Origin of the sequence: Tepidimonas sp. (assembly GCF_036825565.1) — a bacterium.
Lineage (GTDB): Bacteria > Pseudomonadota > Gammaproteobacteria > Burkholderiales > Burkholderiaceae_C > Tepidimonas.
The window spans coordinates 1-19,496 of sequence record NZ_DAISXZ010000040.1 but is presented as its reverse complement, the minus strand read 5'-3'; the positions used below and the strand labels follow the sequence as shown (position 1 = coordinate 19,496).

General features: G+C 69.8%; 19 protein-coding genes. 11 read left to right on the top strand and 8 right to left on the bottom strand.

Annotated features, from left to right (window positions below; translation table 11 throughout):
- From dnaG to V7026_RS06955, 7 genes are all read right to left on the bottom strand, one after another.
- Positions 1-1,374 (bottom strand): DNA primase (gene dnaG / locus V7026_RS06985; RefSeq protein WP_334154641.1); only part of this gene is annotated, 1,374 nt, incomplete at its 3' end.
- A gap of 55 nt (positions 1,375-1,429) precedes the next feature.
- Complete coding sequence (locus V7026_RS06980; protein WP_334154640.1) at positions 1,430-4,216, bottom strand: EAL domain-containing protein; 2,787 nt, start codon at positions 4,214-4,216, stop codon at positions 1,430-1,432.
- A complete protein-coding gene (locus V7026_RS06975) occupies positions 4,216-5,205 on the bottom strand; it encodes an ABC transporter substrate-binding protein (RefSeq protein ID WP_334154639.1) in 990 nt (329 codons plus the stop codon). Before V7026_RS06975 ends, V7026_RS06980 begins: the two co-directional genes overlap by 1 nt.
- Positions 5,202-6,380: a GGDEF domain-containing protein gene (locus V7026_RS06970; protein WP_334154638.1), complete on the bottom strand. Its 1,179-nt coding sequence runs from the start codon at positions 6,378-6,380 to the stop codon at positions 5,202-5,204. The genes V7026_RS06975 and V7026_RS06970 overlap by 4 nt, the downstream gene beginning before the upstream one ends.
- Complete coding sequence (locus V7026_RS06965; protein WP_334154637.1) at positions 6,356-6,757, bottom strand: hypothetical protein; 402 nt, start codon at positions 6,755-6,757, stop codon at positions 6,356-6,358. Before V7026_RS06965 ends, V7026_RS06970 begins: the two co-directional genes overlap by 25 nt.
- An 88-nt stretch (positions 6,758-6,845) precedes the next feature.
- Positions 6,846-7,604, bottom strand: coding sequence for a 3-hydroxyacyl-CoA dehydrogenase (locus V7026_RS06960; RefSeq protein WP_334154636.1), 759 nt, complete (start codon positions 7,602-7,604; stop codon positions 6,846-6,848).
- 143 nt (positions 7,605-7,747) lie between these two features.
- Positions 7,748-8,794, bottom strand: coding sequence for an extracellular solute-binding protein (locus tag V7026_RS06955; RefSeq protein ID WP_443082325.1), 1,047 nt, complete (start codon positions 8,792-8,794; stop codon positions 7,748-7,750).
- A gap of 155 nt (positions 8,795-8,949) precedes the next feature.
- On the opposite strand from V7026_RS06955, the gene V7026_RS06950 reads away from it, so the two are divergent.
- A complete protein-coding gene (locus V7026_RS06950; protein WP_334154635.1) occupies positions 8,950-9,933 on the top strand; it encodes a patatin-like phospholipase family protein in 984 nt (327 codons plus the stop codon).
- A 106-nt stretch (positions 9,934-10,039) separates the two neighbouring features.
- Here V7026_RS06950 and phaP read toward each other — a convergent pair whose 3' ends face one another.
- A complete protein-coding gene (phaP, locus tag V7026_RS06945; RefSeq protein ID WP_334154634.1) occupies positions 10,040-10,615 on the bottom strand; it encodes a TIGR01841 family phasin in 576 nt (191 codons plus the stop codon).
- Between the two features lie 201 nt (positions 10,616-10,816).
- Here phaP and V7026_RS06940 point away from each other — a divergent pair, with 201 nt between their 5' ends.
- The 10 genes from V7026_RS06940 to V7026_RS06895 form a co-directional block, all read left to right on the top strand.
- Positions 10,817-11,791 (top strand): histone deacetylase family protein, encoded by a 975-nt coding sequence (locus V7026_RS06940; protein ID WP_334154633.1) that lies wholly within the window; start codon positions 10,817-10,819, stop codon positions 11,789-11,791.
- Entirely contained in the window at positions 11,788-12,237 is a 450-nt protein-coding gene (locus V7026_RS06935; protein ID WP_334154632.1) for an acyl-CoA thioesterase, read from the top strand. Before V7026_RS06940 ends, V7026_RS06935 begins: the two co-directional genes overlap by 4 nt.
- Positions 12,234-12,998, top strand: a complete 765-nt coding sequence (locus V7026_RS06930; RefSeq protein ID WP_334154631.1) for a nitroreductase — start codon at positions 12,234-12,236, stop codon at positions 12,996-12,998. The genes V7026_RS06935 and V7026_RS06930 overlap by 4 nt, the downstream gene beginning before the upstream one ends.
- A 24-nt stretch (positions 12,999-13,022) precedes the next feature.
- Positions 13,023-14,024, top strand: a complete 1,002-nt coding sequence (locus V7026_RS06925; protein ID WP_334154630.1) for a 2-hydroxyacid dehydrogenase — start codon at positions 13,023-13,025, stop codon at positions 14,022-14,024.
- 170 nt (positions 14,025-14,194) lie between these two features.
- Positions 14,195-16,522: a hydrogen gas-evolving membrane-bound hydrogenase subunit E gene (mbhE, locus tag V7026_RS06920; protein WP_334154629.1), complete on the top strand. Its 2,328-nt coding sequence runs from the start codon at positions 14,195-14,197 to the stop codon at positions 16,520-16,522.
- On the top strand, positions 16,519-16,974 hold the full coding sequence (locus V7026_RS06915; protein WP_334154628.1) for an MnhB domain-containing protein: 456 nt from the start codon (positions 16,519-16,521) through the stop codon (positions 16,972-16,974). Before mbhE ends, V7026_RS06915 begins: the two co-directional genes overlap by 4 nt.
- Positions 16,971-17,408: a sodium:proton antiporter gene (locus tag V7026_RS06910; RefSeq protein ID WP_334154627.1), complete on the top strand. Its 438-nt coding sequence runs from the start codon at positions 16,971-16,973 to the stop codon at positions 17,406-17,408. The genes V7026_RS06915 and V7026_RS06910 overlap by 4 nt, the downstream gene beginning before the upstream one ends.
- A complete protein-coding gene (locus V7026_RS06905; RefSeq protein WP_334154626.1) occupies positions 17,405-18,859 on the top strand; it encodes a proton-conducting transporter transmembrane domain-containing protein in 1,455 nt (484 codons plus the stop codon). Before V7026_RS06910 ends, V7026_RS06905 begins: the two co-directional genes overlap by 4 nt.
- A 1-nt stretch (position 18,860) precedes the next feature.
- Complete coding sequence (locus V7026_RS06900; RefSeq protein WP_334154625.1) at positions 18,861-19,241, top strand: Na+/H+ antiporter subunit E; 381 nt, start codon at positions 18,861-18,863, stop codon at positions 19,239-19,241.
- Positions 19,238-19,496 (top strand): monovalent cation/H+ antiporter complex subunit F (locus tag V7026_RS06895; RefSeq protein ID WP_334154624.1); only part of this gene is annotated, 259 nt, incomplete at its 3' end. The genes V7026_RS06900 and V7026_RS06895, both read left to right, overlap by 4 nt.

The following is a 19,496-nucleotide window of genomic DNA, read 5'->3' as shown; positions in this document are numbered from 1 at the left end:
TCCTGGCGGCGCGGCGGCGGGACGGCTGGCGCGCGCCAGGCCGCGCGCCGGGGGGGCGGCTTTCTGCCATAGCTGCTCTAAATCGCGCACCTCCAGCGCCGCCAGGTCGGCCAGCTCGTGCAGCAGTTGCCGCTTGAGCGCCCCGTCCGGCAGCGCCTGCCACAGCGGGCGCGCCTGCGCGGCGGCGCGCGCGCGGCCCTCGGCGGTGGCGAGGTCGCAGCCGTCGGCGGCCACCTCCAGCACGAAGCGGCTCAGCGGCGTGGCCTGCGCCAGCGCGGCCGCGAACGCCTCGGCACCGTGAGTGCGGATGTAGCTGTCCGGGTCGTGCTCCGGCGGCAGGAGCAGGAAGCGAAAGCGCCGCGTATCGCCGGCCCACGGCAGCGCGGCGGTCAGCGCCCGCTGCGCCGCGCGCCGCCCGGCCGTGTCGCCGTCGAAGGCAAACACCACGTCGTCGGTGAAGCGCAGCAGCTTGCGCACATGCTCCGGCGTGCAGGCGGTGCCGAGCGTGGCCACCCCGTGGCCGAAGCCCAGCTGCGCCAACGCCACCACGTCCATGTAGCCTTCCACCACCAGCGCGCAGCCGGCCTGGCGGATGGCACTGCGCGCCTCGTACAGGCCGTACAGCTCCTCGCCCTTGTGGAACAGCGGCGTTTCCGGCGAGTTGAGGTATTTTGGCTCGCCCCCGTCCAGCACGCGGCCGCCGAAGCCGATCACCTCGCCCTTGACGTTGCGGATCGGAAACATGATGCGGTCGCGGAAGCGGTCGTGGCGGCGTGCCTCGTCGCCGTCGCCCTCGATGACCAGTCCGCATTCCACCAGCCGCGCGTCCTGGTAGTCGGCGAACACGGTGGACAGAAAGCGCCGCTGCGCCGGCGCGTAGCCCAGGCCGTAGGCCTTGGCAATCGCGCCGGTCAAGCCGCGGCCCTTCAGGTACTCGATCGCCCTTGGGCTGGTCTTGAGTTGCGCGCGGTAGGCGCGTGCGGCCTGCGCCATCAGCTCGGTCAGCGTCTGCTGCGCGCGGCGCTGCGCCGCCTCGCGCGCGCGCTGCTCGGGCGAGCGTTCCTCCTCCGGCACCGTCAGGCCCACTTGGGCGGCCAGGTCGTGCACCGCCTCGCGGAAGCCCGCGCCGGTGTGCGCCATCAGGAAGTCGATCGCGTTGCCGTGCGCGCCGCAACCGAAGCAGTGGTAGAACTGCTTGGCCGGGCTGACCGTGAACGAGGGTGACTTCTCGCCGTGGAAGGGGCACAGGCCCAGGTAGTTGGCGCCGCTCTTGCGCAGCGCCACGTGGCGGCCGACCACCTCGACGAGGTCGGCGCGCGCCAGTAGGTCCTGCAAAAAAGCGGAAGGGATGCTCACGCGCGCATTGTCGGGCATCGGGCGTCCGGTGACCGCCGGGCGCGCGCCGACGATGGGTAGGCAGGGTGGCGCGTCAGGCCGTCGGATCGCGCGGTTGCGTGCGCGCCTGCGTCTCGAACTGCTCCACCGGCATCGGCCGCCCGTAACGGTAGCCCTGCAGCAAGTGGCAGCCGTGGCTGAGCAGGTAGGTCTCCTGCCGCTCGGTCTCCACGCCCTCGGCCAGCACCTGCATGCGCAGCTTGCGGCCCAGCGCGATGATGGTGGTGATGATGGCCTCGTCCTGCCGGCTGTGCTGGCCCAGGCGGGCGACGAAGCGCTGGTCGATCTTGATGATGTCGAACGGCAGCTCGGCCAAATACGCCAGCGACGAGTAGCCGGTGCCAAAGTCGTCCAGCGCCAGCGACACCCCCTGCGCGTCGAGCCCCTGCAACGTGGTACGCGCCGATTCCAGGTCGTCCAGAAACACCGACTCGGTGATTTCCAGCTCCAGCAGCCGGGCGGGGATGCCGTGCTGCGCCAGCGCCTGCTGCACCCGCGGGCCAAACGCCGGGTCGCGGAACTGCTTGGCGCTGACGTTGACCGACAGGTGTAGGCCGGCGAGCACGGGGTCCTCCTGCCAGCGCCGCAGCAGCGCGGCGGCCTGTTGCAGCACCCAGTCACCCAGCGGCAGGATCAGGCCGGTTTCCTCCGCCAGCGGGATGAACTCGCCGGGCGGCACCAGCGTGCCGTCGGCGCGCAGCCAGCGCACCAACGCTTCGGCGCCGACGATGCGGCCGGCCGCATTCACCTGCGGCTGCAGATAGACGCGCAGCTCGCCGGCCTCGATGGCGCGGGCCAGGTCGCGCTGAAGCTGGTGGCGCTGGCGGATCGCAGCCTCCATCTCGGGGTCGAAGAAGGCCACGCCGTTGCGGCCGGTCTGCTTGACGCTGTTCATGGCCAGGTCGGCGGCCTTGAGCAGTTCGGTGGCGTGGTCGTCGTCTTGGTCGCCGCCGTACAAAGCGATGCCGATGCTCAACGTCAGCGTGATGGCTTGGTTCGCGTGCAGGATGGGTTGGCGCAGGGCTGCGCCGAGCTTGGCGGCCACGGCCTGTGCGGCCAGCGCCGCGTCGTCGCGGCGCTCGAAGGTGGCGGGCAGCAACACCAGGAATTCGTCACCCCCCAGCCGGCCCGGGGTGTCTTGCTCCCGCAGCGTGGTGCGGATGCGCTCGCCGACCGCGCGCAGCACGGCGTCGCCCGCGTCGTGGCCGAAGGTGTCGTTGATGCTCTTGAAAAAATCCAGGTCCAGAAACAGCACCGCACCCCAGCGCGCATTGCGCCGTGCCTGGCGGATGGCCTGCTGCAGCCGGTCCAGCAGCAAGCGGCGGTTGGCCAGCCCGGTCAGCGGGTCGAAGAAGGCGAGGTTTTCGATCTGCGCCTCGGCCTGTTTGCGCCAACTGATGTCGTGGAAGATGGCCACGTAGTGGCGCACCTTGCCCATCGCATCCGTGACCGCGCTAATCGCCAGCCACTCGGGGAAGACGTCACCACTCTTGCGGCGGTTCCAGACCTCGCCTTCCCAATGGCCGCGTTCGCTGAGGGCCTCCCACATCGCCCGGTAGAAGGCCGCATCGTGGCGGCCCGAGCGCAGCAGCTCGCCCGGTGTGCGGCCGTTGGCGTCCTCGGCGGTGTATCCGGTGATCGCCTCGAAGGCGCGGTTGACGCGCACGATGCGCCCGTTGGCGTCCGTGATCAGCACGCCTTGCGCGCTGTCGAAGGTCTTGGAGGTCAGCGCCAGTTCGTGGAGCAGCGCGGATTTGTCACGCAGCGCCTGGCGCAGGCGGCGGCGCTGGTGATCCAGCAGGGCCAGCAGGGCCAGCAGGGCCAGCAGCACCAGCACGGCCCCGCCGACGGCGGCCAAGGGGGCGGCGTTGAGTTGTACCGTCTCGCGCCAGGTCAGTTGCGGCACGCCGAACGGTCGCACGCGCAGCTCGCGCAGGATGTTTTCCACGGCGACATAGCCCTGGGGCAACACGAAGCCTGCCAGTCCGCCGGTTCGCAGGGCGGGATCGTCGCGGACATCCAGCAGCGCCAGCAGCAGCGCCTGGCGCGACTGGCTGTCCACATGGGGCAGGGTGGCCACCGGCCATTCGGGCACCAGGGGGGTGCTGACGGCGATCGGATACCCCGGCAAATCCTGCCGTTGCAGCACGCGCAGGCGATCCGGGGCGACGCGGCCCGTGGCCAGCATCGCCTCCAGCACCCCATCGCGCACGAAACCCGCGTCCACCCGGCCATCCAGCACGTCCTGAACCACATTGTCGTGGGGCATGCCCACGCGCACCCAAGTGATCTCGTTGTCGCGCACGCCGCGGCGGAGCAGCTCGTAGCGCTGCAGGTGCCCGCCGCCGAGTGACTCCTCGTGCGGTACGCCCACCCGCTTGCCGCGCAGGTCTTGCCAGTGTTGCAGCGGGCTGTCGGTTCGCACCAGCACCGTACCGCCAAAGGCCACGGTCTCGATGCCGTGGCGGCGGCGCGCCACGGCCGCCAACGCGGTGCTGAGCCCATCGCTGTAGCGCAGCGCCACGTAGTGGCCGGGGTTGGTGATGACGACATCCAGCTCGCGGTCGCGCACGGCATTGTCCAGCGCCGTGAAGTACAGCAGGCGCACATGCAGCCGCACGCTTGGCAGCCGGCGCTGCACGGCATCGATGACGGGGGCCCAGTCGCGCTCCTCCACGTCCATCGGGCGATAGGCCAGGATCCCCACTCGCAGTTCGGTGTGGTCGGCGCGCGCGATCCCAGGGCTGGACAGGAGCGCCACCACCGCCATCGCCGCCAGGATGGCGGCGTGCAACACGGCAGCATACAGACGCCGCACCATCACAGCGGTTCCTCCGCGGGCAGGGCACTGCCGACGACCAGATCCTCGGGCAGGCGCAGCGGCCGCAGTATGTTGACGCGGCCCATGAACGACGCCAGGCCTTCGGCGGCGCGCTGCAGCGGGGCGGGTCGGCCGATTAGCCATTCGCGGTTGTCCGCCCAGTTGGTCAGCCGCAGACCGCTGAAGGTGCGCATCACCGCCGCGTGGGGGACGTCCAGCCAGGGTGCCAGCCGGTAGGCGGCGTCCACGGGCAGCGCCATCAGGTGTCGCTGGGCCGCAAAAATGTGGCGTACCAGCGTCCGCAAGGCCGCGCGCCGTCTGCGCCAGGCATCCGCGCGGATGACCAGGACATCGGCGATCGGCCGGTCCGGGGGCAGTTGGCTGCTGTCGAACAGCCGCTTCGCGCCCAGCGACTCCAGCCGCGAGGCCGTGGGCTCGAAGGTAACCAGCAGATCCACCCGCCCGTCCTTCCAGGCCGACGGGTGTTCGTCGGCCGCGAGATGCACCACCGTCACGTCCTCGGCACGCAAGCCGACGTATTCCAGCCAACTGGCCCTCATCAGCTCGCCGACGGCGCCCTTTTCGTGCCCCAGCCGGGCGCCGACCCAGCGCGTGCGGTCAGTAAAGCCCGGCTTGGCCAACACCACATCGGCCCCACGCGATAGGTTGAACAGTGCCACCACATGCAGCGGCAAGCCGTCGGCCACGGCCAGTAGCGTCTCGTCTAGCGTGAGCGCGGCGGCCTGGGCCCGGCCCTCGGCCAGCGCCACACGCGAGGCGCTGGCGGAACCCGTGGGCAGGCCGCGCAGGCGCCCGTCGTCCCACCAGCCCAGGCTGTCCGCCAGCTTGAGCGGTGCGTAGCCCGGCCAGGGGTGGTAGGCGACGGTCAGCGGCGACTCGGCGCCGCAGCCCAGTAGCCAAGGCGCCAGCATCGCACCGCCGCCCAGTACGGTGGTGCGATGCAGCCAAGCACGACGCCGGTGATTCATTCGGTCATCACCCGGTTTTTGCCCGCGCGCTTGGCGCGGTACATCGCGGCGTCCGCGCGCGCGATGGCGGCCTCCACCGACTCGTCGTGCCGCAGTTCGGTGACGCCGGCGCTGAAGGTGATCAGCACCTTTTGCTCGCCCTGCAGGAACAGGTGGGCGCTCAGGTCGCGCTGCAACCGCTGTACGACGCCGGCGGCCTCCTCCGGCGTGGTGTCGGGCAGCACGATGATGAATTCCTCGCCGCCGTAGCGGCCGATGGTGTCCTGCGGGCGCAGGCTGCGGCGCGCGACGTCGGCCAGGTGCTTGAGCGCCGCGTCGCCGGCCAGGTGGCCCAGCGTGTCGTTGAGGCGCTTGAAATCGTCCACGTCCAGCAGCGCGATGCACACGCGCGTGCCGGTGCGCTCGGCGCGGCGCGTCTCGCGGTCGATGGCGCTGGCCAGTCCCTTGCGGTTGAGCACGCCGGTCAGCAGGTCGTGCGTGACCAGCTCGGCCATCTGATCCAGCTCGGCGCGCAGGCGCTGTACCTCGGCCTCGGCGCGGTCGGCGCGATCGCGCAGCTCGGTCAGCTCGTCGGCCACGCGCTGGGTGTCCACCGCAAAGGCGCGTGCGGTCTGGATGGCATCCTGGACCACGGGGGCCATGTCGGTCAGGCTGTCGGCGCGCTCCAGCGCCTGCGCGCAGGCTTCGAACTTGGCCTGGTACTGGCCGGTGCTGGTGGCGGTCTGTGCCAGCCGCTCCAGGAAGGTGGCCAGCGTTTCGCGCATCAGGGCCTGCGCATGCACGGTTTGCTCGCGCGCCTCGGCCTGCTTGACAATGACGTCCTTCAGTTGCGATTGCAAGTCCTCCAGCCGGCGCTGCGACAGGGGCGGCTCGGCGGCCTGCACCAGCGCCTGCATCTGCTGGCGCAGCCAGTGGTTGTCGGGGCTGATGGCGTCGATGTGATCGAATACCTGCCGCAGCAGGCCCAGCAGCGCCTGCCGCACGCCCAACTGCTCCTCCACGCCAAACGACAGCCGATAGGCATAGTCGGCCAGCATGCGGCGCAGCGTCGGGGCGTGCTGTTGCTCGAGTCGCAGGTAGCGCACCAGCTCCTCGCCCATCTCGCGCAGGCGGGCGTCGTCGGCGGCCACCAGCGGCAGGCCCACGTCGATCAGGCGCGCGGTCTGTTCGGCCAACTCGGGCGGCAGCAGGGCCCCCTCGGCACCTGGGACGGAGGCGGGGGGGCGCTGGGCGTGGCGGGCTCCGGGGCTGCGGCCGGCGCGGCGCCGGCCAGCGGATTTTGCGTCAGCAGCTTTTCCAGATCGTCCCAGCTGTGGCGCGAGACGGCTTTGTTGAACAGGGCCTTGAAGCGCACCTGGGCCGGAGTGCGGTCGGGCAGGGCTTGGGCGATCTGGCGCAACTGCGCCAGCGGAAAGGGCTGCAGCGGCCGGGTGCCGGCCACCTCGTGGTAGGCCGCCTGGAAGTTGTCGGGGGTGGGTGGCAGGCGCCGAGCCGTCAGCAGCTTGACGGCTTCGCGCGCGATTTCCTGGGGGGTGGAGGCGGGGCTGCCCATGGCGCCGAAGTATAGGGCGGGACCGCCTCTCGGACCGGGGCGGCGACTTGACGCCGATCAGCCGCCGCGCGGTTGGCCGCCCTTCGCGTCAGCGCGGCTGCATGCGGATCGCGCCGTCCAGGCGGATCACCTCGCCGTTGAGCATGTCGTTTTCGATGATGTGCTTGACGAGCTTGGCGTAATCCTCTGGCCGGCCCAGGCGCGACGGGAAGGGCACCATGGCGGCCAGCGCATCCTGCACCTCCTGCGGCATGCCGAACAGCATGGGGGTGCCAAAGATGCCTGGGGCGATGGCCATGTTGCGGATGCCCAGCTTGGCCAGGTCGCGCGCGATCGGCAGCGTCATGCCGACCACGCCGCCCTTGGATGCACTGTAGGCCGCCTGGCCGATCTGGCCCTCGAAGGCGGCGACCGATGCGGTCGAGACGATGACGCCGCGCTCGCCAGTCGGCTCGGGGTCGTTGGCGCTCATGGCCTGCGCGGCCAGGCGGATCATGTTGAAGGTGCCGACCAGGTTGACCTGGATGACCGTGTTAAACAGCGCGAGGCTGTGCGGCCCGTTTTTGCCCACGGTTTTTTCGGCCGGGGCGATGCCGGCGCAGTTGATCAGCCCGGCCAGCTTGCCCAGCGCCACCGCGCGGTCGATCGCGGCCTGGGCATCGGCTTCCTGGCTCACATCGCAGCGAACGTAGACGCCGCCGATGTCCTGGGCCACGGCCTCGCCGCGTTCGGCCTGCATGTCGGCGATGACCACGCGGCCGCCATTCGCGGCCAGCATGCGCGCCGTGCCTTCGCCCAGACCCGAGGCGCCGCCCGTGACCACATACACCTTACCCGCGATTTCCATGGCCGAACTCCTGTTGAATTGACGTTGACGTAAACGTCAATCATAGGCCAAAAAATACGCCCGCCGGTGAGCGGGCGGCAAGCACCATCGGGTGCACACGACCAGGAGTGGGTGGGGTGCCGCCCAGGCGGCGGCGCCGGGGGTCACTTGTAGCCGGCGCGGTCCAGCATTTGTTGCACTTTGGTCAGGTTCTTGGCGACGACGGCCAGGGGAATGTTTTCGGTCTTGAAGCGCTCGCCCCCGATGGCCCGCAGCGCAGGGTTGTCCAGTCGCACGCCGCGCGCCGCAGGGAATTCGTTGTTGCCATTGGCAAAATACTCCTGCGCCAGCGGGCTGGCGAGAAACTCCATGAACGCGATCGCGGCATCCACGTTCTTGGCGTGGCGCGCCACGGCCGCCCCCGCGATGTTGACGTGGGTGCCCGTCGTGGCCTGGTTGGGGAACACCTCCCGCACCCGCTCCATCACCTTGCGGTCTTCTGGCTTGTCGGACTTGAGCAGTCGGGCGATGTAGTAGGAGTTGGACAGCGCCACCCCGCATTCGCCGCTGGCCACGGCGCGGATCTGGTCGGTGTCGCCGCCCTTGGGCGCGCGCGCCATGTTGGCCACCAGGCCGTTGAGCCAGGCCATCCCCTTCTCGTCACCCAGCCGCTCGATCACGGTGGCAAACAGCGACAGGTTGTAGGGGTGCGAGCCGCTGCGTGTGCACAGCAGGCCAGTGAGTTTGGGGTCCGCGAGCTGCTCGTAGGTGGCCACATCCTCGGCCTTGACGCGCAACGGGTCGTACACGATCACGCGCGCGCGGGTGGAAAAGCCTGTCCATGTCACGCCCTCGGGCGTCCGTGCGGCGCGCAGCTCGGGCGGAATGGCCGCGTCCAGCTTGGCCGATTTGATCGGCCGAAACAGCCCCTGAGCATCGGCGGCGGCCATGCGCGCCGCGTCCACCAGCATCACCACGTCGGCGGGCGAGGCGGGGCCCTCGGCGCGCAAACGCGCGACAATGCCCGCATCGTCGCTGTCCACGCGGTTGATCTTGATGCCCGTGACCTTGGTGAAGGCTTCGTACATGAATTCGTCGCCGGGGTAGTGACGGGCCGAGTACAGGTTGAGCACCTTGTCCTGCGCGGAGGCGGCGGTGGGCATCGCCATCCATGGCGCGGCCAGCGACAGGAGCGTCAAAGCCCCGTGCATGACACGGCGGCGAAGCGACGACGGAAGATTCGACATGGCGAGAACTCTTTGTTTAGACCGGAATCGGTGTGGCGGATGAGGGCGAAGAAGAATACGCTACGGGATGCATATTATCACAAACGCGAATCATTATCGTTATGTTTGAGAGATCGAGCATGAGCTGTCCACTGATCCAGCCTCCCGACCTTGCCCGTCGCCGATGGCTGGGTGGCGGGGCGGCGGTGGCCGCGTGGGCTCTGGTGGGGTGTGCCGGGCCTTCCCGCGAGCCGGATGCCGCCCCTGTTGCGCCGGCTGCGCCGCCAGCCCCACCCGCGCCGCCGCCGACCCGGCCGCCCCGGGTGGGGCTGGCCTTGGGCGGTGGGGCGGCGCGCGGCTTTGCCCACATCGGTGTCATCCAGGTGCTGGAGCGCGAGGGCGTGCGTCCCGATTTGGTGGTCGGCACATCCGCCGGCAGTCTGGTGGCGGCGCTGTATGCCCATGGCCTGTCGGGTGCTGCGCTGGAGCGCGCTGCGCTGGAGATGGAAGAAGCAACGATTGCGGACTGGACCGTGCCGATTTTCAATCGGGGGCTGTTGCGCGGCGAGGCGCTGGCGCGCTATGTCAACCGCATGGTCCAGGGGCGGCTGATCGAGGCCATGCCCGTGCCACTGGGCATCCTGGCCACCGATCTGGCCACCGGGCAGCCGGTGTTGTTCCGCCGCGGGGACACGGGGACCGCGGTGCGGGCATCCAGCGCGGTGCCGGGGGTGTTTTCGCCGGTGCCCATCGCCGGACGGACCTATGTGGATGGCGGCTTGGTGGCACCCGTGCCGGTCGAACAGGCGCGCGAGATGGGGGCCGAACTGGTGATTGCCGCGGACATCTCCAGCCCCGCCGAGCCGCTGGCCCAGACCGACCCGGTGCGGGTGCTGCTGCAAACGTTCACCATCATGGGCCAGACGATCAATCGCCATGTGCTCGGCAACGCGGACGTCGTGGTCCGTCCCCGGCTGGACGGCGTCGGCAGCGCCGACTTCGCCTCGCGCGAGCGCAGCATTGCAGCGGGGCGCGCCGCCATGCAGGCGGGGTTGCCGCGCTTGCGCGAACAGCTGTTGGCCCTGCGCCGGCCGCTACTCGCGGGCCCACAGGCCGCGCGTTGAACGGCTCCGCCGAAAAAAAGCCCCGCCGAAGCGGGGCTGGTAAGGGTCCCTGAATCTGATTTCGAAGAGACCCGAGGAGACAACTCGAAGCGAGAGGTTTCGCCCGTCAACCCGCGGTGCGGCGCGCCCGGGTGGCGGTTTTGGGTGCCTGGGCAGCGGACGGCTGGCTTTGCTGCGCCTGAGCCACCGCCTGGTGGAAATTGGCTTCGGCCAGCTCCGCGGCCTGCTTGACCGCCAGCTGGACGGTTTCCATGGCCGTGGTGGCGGCATTGACGGCACTGCGCATGGCCTCCACCGCGGCTTCGGTGCCGGCCGGGGCGTTCTTGGCGACGTTGTCCATCACGGCCATGGCCTTGTGCTGGACGTCGGCCGCGTTTTGCTCGGCCGCTTGGGCGAAGGCGCTGCCCGTCGTGGCCGCAATGTCGTAGAGCTGACGGCTGTAGTTGACGGCCTTTTCGGCCAGCGGCTGCAGCAGAGCGGCCTGGCGTTGCAGCAGCTCTTGCGCGTCCTTGACCGACAGCAGGGCCTGGGTGTTGTCCGCGGAGTCGCGCAGCGCCGCCTTGGTGGCCTGCAGGTTGAGTTCGACCAGCTTTTCCACGCCTTCGAAGGCCTTGCGCGTGAGGCCGAACAGCATTTCGATATTGGCCTTGTGGGCGGCGGCCAGTTGTTCAGGGGTCAGCATGTCGTCCTCCGCTGGTCGTGGTGGTGAAATTGCTGCACTGCAGCATGACTTTTATTATACGGGCGCCGTTGAATTTTGCAAGCTATGTTGCGCCGCAGCATTCGCGCCGGTTGCGCGGCGGGGCGGAGGGCATCGGGACGGCAGATGCGGGGCATAGGGCGCCGGCCGGCGGGCGCGGCGCCGCGCTGGCACACTGCGGCCATGCAGGTGTTTTACGCAACCCAATTCGTGCTGCCGCTGCCCCCGGGTCACCGCTTCCCCATGGCCAAGTACGCCCTCTTGCGCGAGGCCCTGGCCGGCGAGCCGGAGATTCGCTGGCAGCAGGCCGAGCCGGCCAGTGACGGCGAGCTGGCGCTGGCCCACACGCCGGCCTACATCGACGCCGTGACCTACGGGACGCTCGCCCCGGCGCTGCAGCGGGAGATCGGCTTTCCCTGGAGCCCGGCGATGGTCGAGCGGGCGCGCCGCTCGGTCGGCGCCACCATCCAGGCTAGCCGGGTGGCGCTGGCGGGCGAGGGCGTGGCGGCCAACATCGCCGGGGGCACCCACCACGCCTACGCCCACAAAGGGGGTGGGTTTTGCGTCTTCAACGACGCCGCGGTGGCGGCGCGCCTGATGCAGGCCGAATGGGCCCGGCGCGGGGCGTCGGCACGCGCCCGGCCCTTGCGGGTGGCGATCGTGGACCTGGACGTCCATCAGGGCAACGGGACGGCCAGCATTTTTCGGGACGACCCGTCGGTGTTCACGCTGTCGCTGCACGGGGCGCGCAACTTCCCATTCCGCAAGGAGCCCAGCGATTGCGATGTGGAGTTGCCCGACGGCTGTGGCGACGCCGAGTACCTGCAGGCGCTGGAGTGGGCGCTGGGCGAACTGGAGCGGCGCTTCGAGCCGAACTTTGTGATCTACCTGGCAGGAGCCGACCCCCACGAGGGCGACCGCCTGGGGCGGTTGCGCCTCACCGACGATGGCATGGAGGCGCGCGATCGACGCGTGTTCGACTGGGTCTGGCAGCGGCGCCTGCCCGTGGCCATGACCATGGCGGGCGGCTATGGCCGCGACATCGCCACCACGGTGCGCGTGCAGCGCACCACCTATGCGGTGGCGTTGTCGTACTGGCGACGCTGGCGGGCGGTGGCAGAATCGGTGGCAGAACCACCGAGGAGACCGCCACCGTGAGTCCCGCCGCGCCCCAGCGCCCACAGCCCTTGCCCAGGACACACTTTCGCGCCTTTCGCCCCATCGGCACGCGTTGGATAGACAACGACATCTACGGGCATGTCAATAACGTCGTGTACTACAGCTGGTTCGACACCGCCGTCAACGGCCACCTGATCGAGCAAGGGGCGCTGGACATCCACGGTGGTGACGTCATCGGCCTGGTGGTCGAGACGCAGTGCCACTACTTCGCGCCGCTGGCCTTTCCGCAGCCGGTCGAGGCCGGCTTGCGCGTCGCCCACATCGGCCGCTCCAGCGTCCGTTACGAGGTGGGCATCTTCGCTGCGGGGGCGGCGACCTGCGCCGCGCGCGGCCACTTCGTCCACGTCTATGTCGATCGCGACGGCCGGCGGCCGGTCGCCGCGCTGCCCGCTGCCCTGCAAAGCACCCTGGAGTCCCTGTCATGAACGCACCCGAGCCCATCCCCGACGCCGAGGCGGACCTGGATCCGCTGCGCGCCTGGGCCCAGCCGCTGGATCCGGCGCAGGTCGAAGCGGCCATCGTCGGTCGCCGCTCGGTGCGGGCCTTTTTGCCGCGGCCGGTGCCCCGGGCCCTGATCGAGCGGCTGCTGCGGGTGGCGGCGCGTGCCCCGTCGGGCACCAATACTCAGCCCTGGAAGGTGTACGTCCTGCAGGGGCAGGCGCGTGACATGTTGGTGGACAAAGTGTGCGCCGTCCACGACGCCATCCGCGCCAACCCGGCGCTGGCGGCGGAATATCAGGAGGCCTACGACTATTACCCCAGCCAGTGGGTGAGTCCGTATATCGACCGTCGGCGCGAAAACGGCTGGGGCCTGTACGGGCTGCTCGGCATTGGCAAGGGCGACAAAGACAAGATGCATGCCCAGCACCAGCGCAACTTCCGCTTCTTTGACGCGCCGGTGGGATTGATGGTGACCATCGACACGGTGATGGGACGCGGCTCGCTGCTGGATACGGGTATGTTCCTGCAAAACCTGATGGTGGCCGCGCGCGCCCACGGCCTGGACACTTGCCCCCAGGCGGCGTGGAACCACTACGCGCGCATCATCCTGCCGCACATCGGCGCGTCTGATCAGGAGATGCTGGTGTGCGGGCTGTCGCTTGGCTACGCCGACCCCGAGGCGACGGTCAACCGCTTCGTCACCCCGCGCGAGCCGATCGAGCGCTTCGTGACGTGGCTGGAATGACCCGCTTGCCACTTGGAGTGGCCCATGCATGATTCCGTTGTCCGTCGGCCGTCGGTCCTGGTGGCGCGCGCCGTGTTTCCCGAGGCGGTGCAGCGCCTGCGCGCGCACTTCGACGTCGAAGCCAACGAGGCAGACGAAGACTGGTCCGCCGAGGAGCTGATCCGCCGCCTGCAAGGCAAGGCCGGGGCCTTGTTGACCGGCACGCAGCGCATCGACGACGCGCTGCTGCGTGCCTGCCCCACGCTGCGTATCGCCGCCAACATGACGGTGGGCTACAACAACTTCGACGTCGCTGCAATGGACGCCCACGGCGTGATCGGCACCAACACCCCCGACGTGTTGACCGAGACGACGGCCGACTTTGGCTTTGCGCTGCTGCTGGCGGCGGCACGCCGGGTGACCGAGAGCGAGCACTACCTGCGTGCCGGCCGCTGGACGCGCTGGTCCTACGACCTGTTCGCCGGGGCCGAGGTGCACGGCACCACGCTGGGCATTCTGGGCATGGGTCGCATCGGCCAGGCGATCGCCCGGCGCGGCGCGTATGGCTTTGCCATGCGGGTGCTCTACCACAACCGTAGCCGGCTCGATGCGGCCATCGAGGCCGACTGCCGGGCGACCTGGGTGGACAAAGACACCCTGCTGCGCGAGTCGGACCATGTGGTGTTGGTGCTGCCCTACACGCCGCAAAACCACCACATCATCGGCGCGGCGGAACTGGCGCGCATGAAGCCCACCGCCGTGCTGGTCAACCTGGCGCGCGGTGGCATTGTGGACGATGCCGCGCTGGCCCAAGCCCTGCGCGACCGGCGCATCGCCGCCGCGGGGTTGGACGTGTTCGAGGGTGAGCCGGCCGTCCACCCCGGGCTGCTGGAAGTGCCCAGTGTGGTGCTCACACCCCACATTGCCAGTGCCACCGTGCGCACGCGCCGGGCTATGGTCGATTTGGCGGTGGACAACCTGATCGCCTACTTGACCGGGGGCCGCGCTCTGACGCCGGTGAACCATCCCCGGGAGCCACGCCCGTGAGTCGGGCTGCGGCGCGGGCACAGGGCGGGCCGGTGGGGGCCGTGCGCGCACGCGGACCGACCCAGCGGGCGGGAACTCTCTCGCCGGTGCGGAATCCGTAGTTCGAGCACGGCACCGCGCAGGATCCTTGAGGAGGCGGGGCCTGGCGGATCGACAGCCACCCACCGACCATGGCCCACGCCCACCACACCCCGCACGCTCCGGACGCCGGCCTCAGCCTCGCCGCGCGGGCGGCTTTCACCTTGCTGCCGGTGGCGGCGCTGACCTGGGTGCTGGCGCTGCTGACCCACCACGATTTGCCGATCCGGGCCCGCTGGGCTTGGGTGCCGAGCGCGGGGATCGAGCTTGCCTTCTACATCGACGGGCTGTCGGCCCTGATGCTGCTGATGATCACGGGCGTGGGCGCGGCCGTGTTCGTCTACACCGGGGGCTATCTGGCCGGGCATCCCCAGCAAGGGCGGCTGTACGGGCTGCTGTCCCTTTTCATGGCGGCGATGATCGGCTGTGTGACGGCGGACAATCTGATCACGCTGTTCGTCTTTTGGGAGCTGACCAGCCTGGTGTCGTTTCTGCTGGTCGGCTTCCACCACGAGAATGCGGCCAGCCGCAAGTCGGCGCAGCAGGCCCTGCTGGTGACGGGAACCGGCGGTCTGGCGCTGCTCGCGGGCTTCATCCTGCTCGGCCAGGCGATGGGCACCACGAGCATCAGCACCATCGTCGCGCAACTGCCGCAGATGCCCGCATCCCCGCTCCTGACTGCGGCGCTGGTGTTGATGCTGGTCGGCGCTTGCACCAAGAGCGCGCAGTTTCCGTTCCATTTCTGGCTGCCCAACGCCATGTCGGCCCCGACGCCGGTGTCGGCGTACCTGCACTCGGCCACCATGGTCAAGCTGGGGGTGTATCTGCTGGCCCGCTTCGACCCGGGGTTTGGCGAGTGGGCGTTGTGGGAGTGGGCGCTGAAGGCGGCCGGGTCGCTCACCGCGGCGTGGGGCATGGTGCTGGCGCTGCGGGAGCGCGACCTCAAGCGCATCTTGGCCTGGTCCACCGTGGCGACGCTGGGCACGCTGGTGACGCTGGTGGGCCTGCGCGGCGAGGGCGCCACGGTCGCCGTGGGGGCGCTGCTGCTGGCACATGCGCTGTACAAAGCCCCCCTGTTTTTCGTCGCGGGCAACATCGACCACGGCACGGGCACGCGGGTCATCGACCGGCTGGGCAATTTGCGCCACGCCATGCCGTGGACGGCCGCTGCTGCGCTGCTGGCCGGGGCGTCCATGGCGGGCATGCCCATGTCGTTTGGTTACATCGCCAAGGACGTGATCTTGGCAGCCAAGGGAGGGGATGAGGTGTTCGCGTTCGCGCGGGCCGCCAACACCGTGTTTGGTGCCATTGCCGTGGCGGTGGCGGCGGTGGCCGCGATCCGGGTGTTTTGGCGCCACCCGGGCAGCAACGAGACACCCGAGGCCCACGAAGGGGGATGGGCGCTGGTGCTGCCGCCGCTGGCCTTGGCAGGACTGGGCATGGTCCTGGGGGCGTTCCCCTATGTGGTGCAGGATCTGATTGCCGAGGCCTCGGTCGCCATGACGCCGGGGACGCAAGCGGTCGTGGTCGCGCTGGCGCTGGAGATCGGACCCTCACTGCTGTCCTTGGCCGTGACCCTGGCGGTCGGCTTGACGGTGTTCTTTTTCTGGGATCCGCTGCACCGCCTGTTCGAGCGGTTGGCGGTGCGCATTGGGCCCATCGGCATGGCGTCACAGTACGAGCGCGGCCTGCGGGCGATCCCGACCGCGGCGGCCGCCGCAACCCGCTGGCTGCAGCACGGGTGCCTACCCGGCTACGGGGTGGCGATGCTCGCGGTGTTGACGGCCGCCTTGGGCACCGTGCTGGTGTGGGGCGGCGCGGCCTGGGCGTGGCCGGAATGGACGCCGCCGGGCTGGGGCTTCGGCGGTGCATGCGCGTTGATCGCCGCGGGTGCGGTGCTGGCCCTGTTCCAGCACGACCGGCTGGTGCTGCTGTTGGCGGCGGGTCTGGTGGGCTTTGGCAGCGGCGTCGTGTTTTTGTTCGCTGGGGCGCCCGATGTGGCGTTCACGCAGTTCGTGGTGGAGTCTGTGTTCGTGATCGTCGTGGCGTCGGTGCTGTTGAAGCTGCGCTGCCGCGGCTTGGGCCATGGGCTGGATGCGCCGCAGCCGACCGCGCTGCGCGCCGCGGTGGCAGTGGGTTTTGGGGCGGTGGTGGCGCTGTGGTTGCTCGTCAGCGTGGCCGCCCCCTTCGATGCCAGCCTGTCGCAGTTTTTTGCGCAGCGCAGCGTGCCGGATGCGCAGGGGCGCAACGTCGTCAACGTGATTCTGGTGGACTTCCGCGCGCTGGACACTTTGGGCGAAATCACGGTCGTGATGCTGTCACTGCTGGCCGCGTGGCCGCTGTTGGGCGCCATCGGCGGGCAGCCAGGCCCGGTGCGGCAGCGCGTGAGCCCGCCAAGCCACGGAGGGGCGTCACCATGAGAACCCGCTCCGTCATCCTCGAGGTCGTCTCCGGCCCCCTCTACGTTGTGATCGTGTTGGCGTCGCTGTGGGTGCTGCTGCGCGGGCACAACGAGCCGGGTGGCGGCTTCATCGGCGGGCTGGTGGCGTCGTCGTCGTCGGTGTTGTGGGCCGTGGCGCGCGGCAGTGAGGCTGCTCGCCGTCGCCTGCCCTTGGGCTCGCCGCTGCGGCTGGCGGCGGCCGGCGTGGCCCTGGCGGGGCTGTCGGGCGTGCCCGCCTGGTGGCAGGGGCAAGCCTATCTGACGCATTGGTGGGGGGCACTGTCCGTGGGGGACACGGCGCTGCCGGTGTCCACCGTGCTGCTGTTCGACCTGGGGGTCTATCTGTGCGTGTGGGGGGCGCTGGCCGGCTATGCGCTGGCGCTGCTCGCGCTGGGCGAGTCGACCGAGGCCACGGAGGGGGGCGAGTCATGATCTGGGTGTTGGCCGTAACGGTCGGCGTGACGGTCGCAGCCGGGGTGTACCTGGCTCTGTCCCGCGACGTCTTTCGCGCGGTGATGGGGCTGGCGATCGTCGGCAGCGCGATCAATCTGGCGCTGTTTGCCGCCGGGCGGCTGGGGTCGTCCGCTCCGGCGGTCGTCGTGCCGGGGGAGACCGTGCTGCGCAATGCGGCCAATCCGCTGCCGCAGGCGCTGGTGCTGACGGCCATCGTGATTGGCTTTGCGCTGGTGTGGTTTTCGCTTGCGCTGGTGCTGTGCCTGATCCAGCGCGTGGGCACCGACGATGCCCTGGCGCTGCGGCTGGCCGAGCCTGTGCCGACCGATGCGGTCAAGCCTCCCGTCACGGAGGCTGTGCACGAGCCGGTGTGGCCGCCCCGGGCCGACCCTGCACTGGAGGGGCGCGGATGAGCGCGCTGGCCGTCTCCCCGGTGTTGGTGCCGTTGGCCACGGTGGCCGCGACCACCTTGACCATGGGGCAGCCGCGCCTACAACGGTGGCTGGGCCACGCGGGGGCGTGGGCGCTGTTGGGTTGCGCGATGGTGCTGGTCGTGCAGGCGCAGGCCGACCGTCCGGCGCAGGCCGTTTTCGGCGGTTGGGGGGTGCCGTTCGGTATCGAATTTCTGGTGGACCGCCTGAGCGCCGCTTTGGTGCTGATCACCGCGGTCATGGGGGTGGCGTCGCTGGCGTTTCTGGCCAGCGATGCGGACACGCGGCCGATCCACCCGCTGGCGCTGCCGCTGCTGCACGGGGTGCTGGTCGGCGTCGGCGGGGCGTTTGCCACGGCCGATCTGTTCAACCTGTATGTGTGGTTCGAGGTGATGCTGATCTGCGCCGTGGGGCTGTTTGCCATCGGCGGGCGCGCGGACCAGTTGGATGCGAGCTTCAAGTACTTCGTTCTGAACCTGTTGGGCACGCTGTTGCTGTTGATGGCGGTCGGCATGGTTTATGCGGTCAGCGGCCACCTCAACTATGGGGCCATCGCTCAGGCCTGGCCCGAGGTGGCGCCGTGGGCGTCGACGCTGGCCGTCACGGGGCTATTGCTCGCGTTTCTCATCAAGGCGGGGGCCTTCCCCGTGTTTGCGTGGCTGCCGGCGTCGTACCACACACTGCCAGCGCCGGTGCTGGCGCTGTTTGCGGGGCTGCTCACCAAGGTGGGGGTGTACGCGGTACTGCGCGCCATGCGCGATGTGTTCGTCACCACGCCCGACGTGCTGTCCGAGGCCCTGGGCTGGGTGGCTGCGGCGACCATGCTGTTCGGGGTGCTGGGCGCGGCCTACCATTGGGACATGCGTCGCATCCTGGCGTTTCACATCGTCAGCCAGATCGGCTACATCCTGCTCGGGGTGGCCCTGGCCAGCCCTGCCGGGGATGCGGCGACGCTGTTCTACACCTTGCACCACATCGTGGTGAAGGGCAATCTGTTCCTGATCGTGGCCATGGTCTGGCGCTTGACCGGCAGCTACGACCTGCGCCAGATCGGCGGGCTGTACCGCGCCCGCCCCCTGCTGGGGGTGTTGTTTCTGGTGCCGGCGCTGTCGCTGGTGGGCATTCCGCCGCTGTCCGGCTTCTGGGCCAAGCTGTGGGTGCTCCAGGAGGCCTTGCTGCAGGGACGCATCGTCTGGACCGGGGTGGCGCTGTTGGTGAGCGTCCTAACCCTGTATTCGATGATGAAGATTTGGATGGAAGCGTTCTGGAAGGCCCATCCCCGCCCGGACTGGATACCACCCGCCGACGCCCGGCTGGCGCCCGCGTGGGCCGTGACCGGGGGGCTGGCGTTGATCACGCTGGCCATCGGGCTGCAGCCCGAGCATTTGCTGGCCTACAGCCTTGCGGCGGCCGACACGTTGGGGGGGCGCTGACATGGGGCGCTGGGCGCAACGCGCATGGGCGGCCGCGGTGCTGGTCGTGCGGTTCTTGAAGGCGGTGGTGATCTCCGGTGTGCAAACTGTGGCGGTGATCGCCCGCGCCAGCCTGGTCGACCGCCGGCCGCCGCCCGCAGCGTTTTTGCGGGTGCGCTTTGCGCCGATGAGTGCACAAGGCGCGGCCTTGCTGGGGTGCATGGTGACGCTCACCCCCGGCACGACCACCATCGACATCGACCTGGAGCGCTGCGAGCTGCTGCTGCATGTGCTGGATGCATCCGACACCGAGGCGGTGGTGCAGGGCATCCGCCGGGACTTCGAGCCCGGACTCGTGGCGCTGTTTGGCCGGGCGATGGATGCCCCAGGGAGGGTGGCATGAGCCCGGTGCTGTGGTGGCTGATGGCAGGCGCGTGGCTGGCGATTGCGCTGGCTACGTGGCGCATGGTGCGCGGGCCGCGCCATGCGGACCGGATCGTGGCGCTGGACATTTTTCTGGCGGCGGCGGTGGCGCTGTGCGTGGCGGCGGCGCTGGCCACGGCGCGCACGGTGTTTCTGGATGTGGCGATTGGGTTGGCGCTCGTCGGCTTCGTGGCCACGGTGGGGTGGGCCCGGGTCGTGGATCAGGGCGGGGAAG